Genomic DNA, 6,193 nt, shown 5'->3' with positions numbered 1-6,193 from the left:
GCCCCGCCACCCCCCCCACCCCGCCCCCCCCCCCCCCCCCCCCCCCCCTCCCCCCTCCCCTCCTCCCCCCCCCCCCCCCCCCCCCCCGCCTTCGTGCTGCCGACGCGAGCCGTTCGTACGGCTGCCGGGGCCGGCCCTCGTGCCCGGCGGCGCCCCGACGACCGCTGACGACCGGCGGGACACCATGGAGTGACCTGCGCGAATGCCCCAGGTGGGCGGTCCTCGCCGGGTGGATGTGCGGGACGGCGATTACTGGATAGAGTCACCCTTTTACACATGGTTGTGGGGACAGCCAGGGGGCCTTTCGGCTGCCGACATCGGGGAGGGCCTGCACCGCATGAGTCGTCGCTCTACTGGTTTCGTCGGCGTCTGGGCCGAGGTGCAACGGCAGCAGCAGCGCCAGCTGGAGCTCGACGCCAGACGGCGGAGGCAGGAAGAACAGCAGGCGCGGGCGCACCAGCGGCGAGCCGCCCAGGAGTACCGCGAGTACCGGCAGGCGGAGGCGCAACGCCGCACCGAGGAACTGGACGCACAGGTCGCCTCGCTGCAGGGCCTTCTCACCGAGGGCTGCCGGGCCCCCGCCTTCCGGGCCGCCTCGCTCCTGCGCCCCGAGCAGATCCAGCCCTTCGCCCCGGGGCCGCTGGCGCAGCCGGTGGTCATGCCGCACATCGGCCAGTACCAGGCGCAGAGCGGCTGGACCGCGAACCGCCGGGCGCAGGCGCAGGCCGAGGCGCAGGCGCGCTTCGAGCGGGACTGGCACGCGGCCCAGGCCGCAGAGGAGCACCGGCAGCGGCAACTGGCGTCGTACCAACGGGAGTACCAGCAGTGGGCCGATGCCCAGCTGGCGGACGTACGCGGGCACAACGCCGGTGTCCTAGAGGTCTCCGAAGGGGTCCGCCGCAGGGATCCCGACTCGGTGATCGAGTACTTCTCCGCCGCTCTCTACTCCTCGTCGGCCTGGCCGGAGGGCTTCCCCCGACAGATCGCCGCCGCCTATGACGCCGCGGCCGGGCAACTGGTGCTGGACTGGGAGCTGCCCGCGTACGGGGTCGTCCCCGAGGTGAAGTCCGTCCGGTATCTGTCCGGGGCCGATCAGGACAAGGAATCCCCCCGCCCGGTGACCCAGCGGCGGAGCCTGTACCGCGAGGTTCTCGCGCAGTGCGTGCTGCTCGTGCTGCACGAACTCTTCGGAGCCGATGAACAGGGCGCACTGGAGTCGGTGGTCCTGAACGGCTTCGTGGACGGTCACGACCCCACGACGGGCCGGCCCGGCCACATCTTCCTCGCGACGGTGCTGGCCTCCCGTTCCTCGTTCCTCGAACTGCACCTGGCGCAGGTGGACGCGGGCAGCTGTCTGGCCGACGGACTGCGCGGGCAGCTCTCGGCCCGGCCGGACCAGCTCACTCCCGTACGGCCGGGCCGACGGCCGCAGGATGTCGGCAACCGCGTGGTAGCCCACGGCGGCGGCGAGGAACCCGATCCCGATCTGTACGCCATGGATCCGATCGCGTTCGAGGAACTCGTGGCCGACCTCTTCCGGGCCATGGGGATGCAGGCGGTGACGACCCAGCGTTCGAACGACGGCGGCGTGGACGTCGACGCGCTGGACCCGGCACCGATCCGGGGCGGCAAGATCGTCGTGCAGGTGAAGCGCTACCGCAACACGGTGCCGCCCACCGCCGTACGCGACCTGTACGGGACGGTCCAGGACGCGGGCGCCAACAAGGGCGTTCTCGTGACGACGTCGGGGTTCGGCCCCGGCTCGCACACCTTCGCGAACGGCAAGCCGCTGGAGCTCATCGCGGGCCCTGAACTCGTGGACCTGCTGCATCGTCATGGGCTGCGGGGGAGACTGGGCGACGCCGGCAGTCCGCCCGCGGCATCGCCGACACAACCGTCACGGTCTGGGCAGCAGGCGCAAGGGCCGCAGACCTCGCAGTCGACGCAAGGGTCACGGCCATCACGGTCGTCACAGCCTCAGGCGGCGGCGTCGCACGCACGGCCCGGTTCGTCGACACCGTCGGCTGCGGGGACCCGGCTGCCCGACGACCACAACATCCTGGGCATGTCGTGGACCGGAAGCGTCGCCCTGGACGTCTGCGCGCTCGTCTGCCGGGGCGGCCGGGTCCTCAGCGACGATCACTTCGTCTTCTACAACAACCCGCGGACACCGGACGGCTCGGTGTGCGCACTGTCCGCGGCACCGCCGGACAAGGCCGCGATCGGCGTGTCCTTCGACGGGCTGCCGGCGGAGGCCGACCGGTTCGTACTCGTGGCCGCCATCGACCCCGAGGCCAACCCGGACGCCGACCTCTCCGGTTTCACGGACGCAGGCATCCGGCTGCGCGATCCGAACCTCGCCGAACTCGACCGGCTCGACGTCTCCGACGGCCGGCCGGGCGAAACCGCCCTGGTGCTCGGCTCGTTCCGCCGAAGGGCCAACGGGGACTGGAAGTTCGTGCTCGGCGGCAAGGGCTACACGGGCGGTCTGGAAGAACTCGTACGGGACTTCGGCATCGCGGTGGAGTAGTGCGGTGGAGCGGGACCGCGGGCGGCCCCAGGCCTGTCGCCGGGCGGGAGTTGTCCCGCGACAGACCTGGGGGCCGCCTCTGGCGCGAGCCCTATTGCGAGACGACCGCGCCGTCGTACACGTTGTTCGGCGTGACGATCTGCGTGATGGCCTTGGCGAGCAGCGTGGACGGCTCCTGGCCCTGGTAGGAGACGTCGGTGTTGATCATGATGACCAGGGTGGCCTTCTTCGCGGGCAGATAGACGGTCACGGTCTCGTATCCCGGCAGGGAGCCGTTGTGCCCGATCCATCCGTTGGCGTCGAAGATGCCGAGCCCGTACGTCGTTCCCGGGAAGCCGGTCGGCAGGGTGTCGAGGCGCTGCGCCTGGCTCTCGGGGCTGATCAGGGTGCCGGTGGCGACGATCTTGGCCCAGCGGCGCAGATCGTGCAGGTTCGAGATCATCGCCCCGGCCGCCCAGGCCCAACTGGGGTTCCAGTCGGTGGAGTTCGCGATGTCACCGCTCAGCGTCTGGTCGGTGTAGCCCTGCGGGTGCGGCTTGGGGAACTCGTTCCCCTTCGGGAACAGCGTGTCGCGCAGATGAGCCGGGCGGAGCACCCGCCGGTCGATGAAGTCGCGGAGCTTGTGGCCGCTGACCTTCTCGATGACCAGGCCGAGCAGGATGAGGTTGGAGTTGGAGTACTGGAACTCCGCGCCGGGCGCGAAGGTGTTCGGATGCTTGAAGCCGTACGCGAGCAGTTCCCGCGGGGTGAAGGTGCGCTGCGGGTTGCTCAGCAGGTCGTGTTCGAAGTCCGCGTCGGAGGTGTACGGGAACAGGCCGCTGCGCATCTCGGCGAGCTGACGCAGGGTGATGTGGCGGCCGTCCGGAACGCCCTTGATGTAGCGGGAGATCGGGTCGTCCAGCCGGACCCGGCCGTCGTCGACGAGCTTGAGCAGGGCGGTGACGGTGAAGGTCTTGGTCTCGCTGCCGATCCGGACGTAGGAGTCGACGGCCATCGGCTTGTGGGTGGCGAGGTCGGCGACACCGGTCGCGCGGACGTAGTCCCCCTTGCCCGGCATCCAGAGTCCGACGACGACACCGGGGATGTGGGCCTGCGTGCGGACGTCCTTGACGGCCTTGTCCAGCCGGGCGCTCAGCTCGGGGCTGAGGCCGTGCTGCGGGGCGTCGTCCTCGCCGTATCCGCCGGCGCCGGCTGCGCGGAGGCCTGTCGTGCGGAGGCTCGCCGCGTGGTCGGCCGCGGCGGGAGTCGCTGTCATCGGGGCCAGCACGGACGCCACGAGCAGTGCCGCGGCGAACGGACGGCGGTAGGAGGTACGTCGCATGTCGGGGCGCCTCTTCCGGGTCAGGGGAGCAGACGGCAACATCACCACCCGCACCCTTGCCGTGAGCCCCTGTCCGATGCACGTTCCGTCGAGTCCACTCGTTCGGAGCCACGGGGTGCCACGGGGGTTTCCGAGGGGGCCGGCGACACGGCCCAGCCGCTGTCCGTCCATCCCCGCGAGCTTCGGGGCAGCCGCCCTCGGCCCCCGGCCCCAGGTCTCCGGCCCCCGGTCTTCGCGGCGCCTCACCGCCTGAGCCGAGTGGTCCCGGGGCGCGAGCAACCATCCGGCGCAGTCGTGTGTCTGCTGTACATCGTGGGAGGAGTCGGTCAGGAGTGGCTGAGCGAAGCTGTGCGGGACCCGGGTCGGCGTCCCGTCGGAGGCGTTTGGGGTCGATGAATGTGTGGGGGCGCATGAACGGTTGGGATCGGCTCCGGGGAGGAGCGCGGGCAGGGGGTCCGCTGCTTCTGATCGCGGGTCTGTTCGCCGCGGGCGCCATCGTGACCTGGCTCGCGGTAACTCACCTCGCCTACGCCACGGGTGTGGCGGGCACGTCCGGGTACCTCCGGGTCGAGGCGTGCACGTGGAGCCACGCCGGAGGCCACCGCTATCCGCACTGCCACGGCACGTTCCGCTCCGACGACGGGACCGTGGTGGACCCCGATGCCACGATCGACACCAGCCTGCCCGTCGGCAGCACGGTCGCGCTACGGCGAACGGCTTCCGCCGGCTACGAGCAGACGGGCGTCGGCGCGTCCTTCGGGTGGCTGGCGCTCTCCCTGCTCGGCCTGATGGTGCTGGTCCTGGGAACTCTGCTCGTACGCGCCAGGGCGGCCGCGCGCGGCAGACCCCGTGCTTTGCTGGTACTTCTCGGAGTGCTGGGTGCCGTGATGCTGCTCAGCGCGTTCATCGGCGGAGTGGCGGGGATGGTGGGGGCGTTCTGAGGCGGCGGCCGAGGCACCGCGCCGCTGCCGTGAGCCCGGTTGTTCGGCTGCGGCTCTGTGGCTACGTGGCTCCGCGGCTCGTGGCTACGTGGCTCTGTGGTTATGGCTGTGGCTGTGGCTGCCGCGTGCTGGGCCGGCGTGCTTGTTCTGTTCCCGCCGCCCCACGATGCGTCAACCCAGCAGTTCGACGACCTCGAGACAGTCGTCGTAGGCCTCGCCGTACTGCTTGGCGGCGACGAGAACATGGAGCGGTCGGTCAGGGCTCGTCCCGGCATCGCCCGGCTCCGCTCCGCGCCTGCCAGGGCGGGCAGGCGGCGTGTCGCTACAAAGCGTCGAACGGGGGCACGATGCGGACGATGATGATGAGTGGGGCGCGCGGGGCCACGAGGAAGTAGAACCATCCGCCGGCCGCGTCCATACGACGTAGGCCACCTGGTCTTGGGCCGTTGCCGAGATCACTGACGTCGACTCCCGTACTGGCGAGCTCGACGACTTGGTCGGCCAGGCGTTCGACCTCCGCCACGACGTGGGCCGGGAGGCCGCCTGCCACGTGGTCGTGATCAGGGTCGTATTCCCAGTGCCAGTCCGGACTCACCGGGTCGAGAGACCCACGGCCGCGTGGGCTTCGTCGAGAAGGCGTCCGATCTCGGCGGCGGCCTGTCGTGCCTGCGCCGTGTCGCCCGCTTCAGCGGTGTCCTCCCAGCGGCGGAAGTCCGCAGCCAAGCCGGGCTGGCGTTGGATGTGGACATAGACGGCCCACTGGGTGATGAATCGCCGGAGAGGGGCAAGATCGGACCCCTGTCGGGACTGGTCGGCCGCCTGGTCCAGCTCCCGCGTGAAGGCGGGGAGCGAGGCGGGCGCGATCTGGCTGATGGCCTGCCGTAGCGTGGCGACCGTTGCAGGCGGCTGAGGGATGAGCGGTTGCTCAGCGGCTGGGGTGGTCATGGCTGCTCCCATGGGGGCGATTCTGTCCCACGCCTCAGCCTAACGGGCAGGAGCACTTTCGCTCCGCTCGAACGAGTGAGGGAGAAGCGATTCGGCTGTCGCCCGGACCGGCCCGAGGGTGGGAGGCCGGGTGAGCCCATTCCTCATCCCCGCAGGTGGGCGATGAGCTCGTCCTGGCCGGGACGGAAGTCTTCCTGGGACAGCAGTCTGGCGGCTGAGTCCAGGTCGCCGCCGCTGACGGGGGCTTGGACCTCGTGGGCGAGTGGGGTGACGTCGCGGATGGCGACCGTCCATTCGTCCGCGTAGCGTCGCGCAGCCTCACCCGAGAGGCCGAGTTGCGGGGACCGGTACGGCAAGGGCTGCGGCCACAGGTCCCGCTCGGGGTCCCAGTGGACGCGCGCGGGCGCCCTCTTCAACTCTCGTGGCCGCCAGCGATCGTGACCGGCCGCCCGGCCG

General features: G+C 70.9%; 5 protein-coding genes and 1 pseudogene. 2 read left to right on the top strand and 4 right to left on the bottom strand.

Going from position 1 to position 6,193, the window contains the following annotated elements:
• Nucleotides 1-337 precede the first annotated feature (337 nt).
• Nucleotides 338-2,530 (top strand): restriction endonuclease, encoded by a 2,193-nt coding sequence (locus tag ACZ6KY_RS03060; protein ID WP_469308565.1) that lies wholly within the window; start codon nucleotides 338-340, stop codon nucleotides 2,528-2,530.
• A gap of 91 nt (nucleotides 2,531-2,621) precedes the next feature.
• On the opposite strand, the gene ACZ6KY_RS03055 is transcribed toward ACZ6KY_RS03060, so the two are convergent.
• Nucleotides 2,622-3,851, bottom strand: a complete 1,230-nt coding sequence (locus ACZ6KY_RS03055) for a serine hydrolase domain-containing protein (RefSeq protein WP_469308564.1) — start codon at nucleotides 3,849-3,851, stop codon at nucleotides 2,622-2,624.
• A 410-nt stretch (nucleotides 3,852-4,261) separates the two neighbouring features.
• On the opposite strand from ACZ6KY_RS03055, the gene ACZ6KY_RS03050 reads away from it, so the two are divergent.
• Nucleotides 4,262-4,792 (top strand): hypothetical protein, encoded by a 531-nt coding sequence (locus ACZ6KY_RS03050; RefSeq protein WP_469308563.1) that lies wholly within the window; start codon nucleotides 4,262-4,264, stop codon nucleotides 4,790-4,792.
• A gap of 322 nt (nucleotides 4,793-5,114) precedes the next feature.
• Here the strand turns inward: ACZ6KY_RS03050 and ACZ6KY_RS03045 are convergent, their stop codons facing one another.
• From ACZ6KY_RS03045 to ACZ6KY_RS03035, 3 genes and pseudogenes are all read right to left on the bottom strand, one after another.
• Nucleotides 5,115-5,387: a hypothetical protein gene (locus ACZ6KY_RS03045; protein WP_469308562.1), complete on the bottom strand. Its 273-nt coding sequence runs from the start codon at nucleotides 5,385-5,387 to the stop codon at nucleotides 5,115-5,117.
• Nucleotides 5,384-5,737: a DUF6247 family protein gene (locus ACZ6KY_RS03040; protein WP_469308561.1), complete on the bottom strand. Its 354-nt coding sequence runs from the start codon at nucleotides 5,735-5,737 to the stop codon at nucleotides 5,384-5,386. The genes ACZ6KY_RS03045 and ACZ6KY_RS03040 overlap by 4 nt, the downstream gene beginning before the upstream one ends.
• A 143-nt stretch (nucleotides 5,738-5,880) precedes the next feature.
• A pseudogene (locus ACZ6KY_RS03035) lies at nucleotides 5,881-6,159 on the bottom strand (DUF4291 family protein); the annotation flags it as partial.
• Between the last annotated feature and the right edge of the window lie 34 nt (nucleotides 6,160-6,193).

Source organism: Streptomyces sp. NPDC042002 (assembly GCF_055588305.1).
The sequence above is the reverse complement of the archived record's forward strand: the minus strand, read 5'-3'. Positions and strand labels throughout refer to the sequence as shown.

Coding starts and splice junctions, on each gene's coding strand:
- ACZ6KY_RS03060 (WP_469308565.1), top strand. CDS start 338: ATGAGTCGTCGCTCTACTGGTTTCGTCGGCGTCTGGGCCGAGGTGCAA.
- ACZ6KY_RS03055 (WP_469308564.1), bottom strand. CDS start 3,851: ATGCGACGTACCTCCTACCGCCGTCCGTTCGCCGCGGCACTGCTCGTG.
- ACZ6KY_RS03050 (WP_469308563.1), top strand. CDS start 4,262: ATGAACGGTTGGGATCGGCTCCGGGGAGGAGCGCGGGCAGGGGGTCCG.
- ACZ6KY_RS03040 (WP_469308561.1), bottom strand. CDS start 5,737: ATGACCACCCCAGCCGCTGAGCAACCGCTCATCCCTCAGCCGCCTGCA.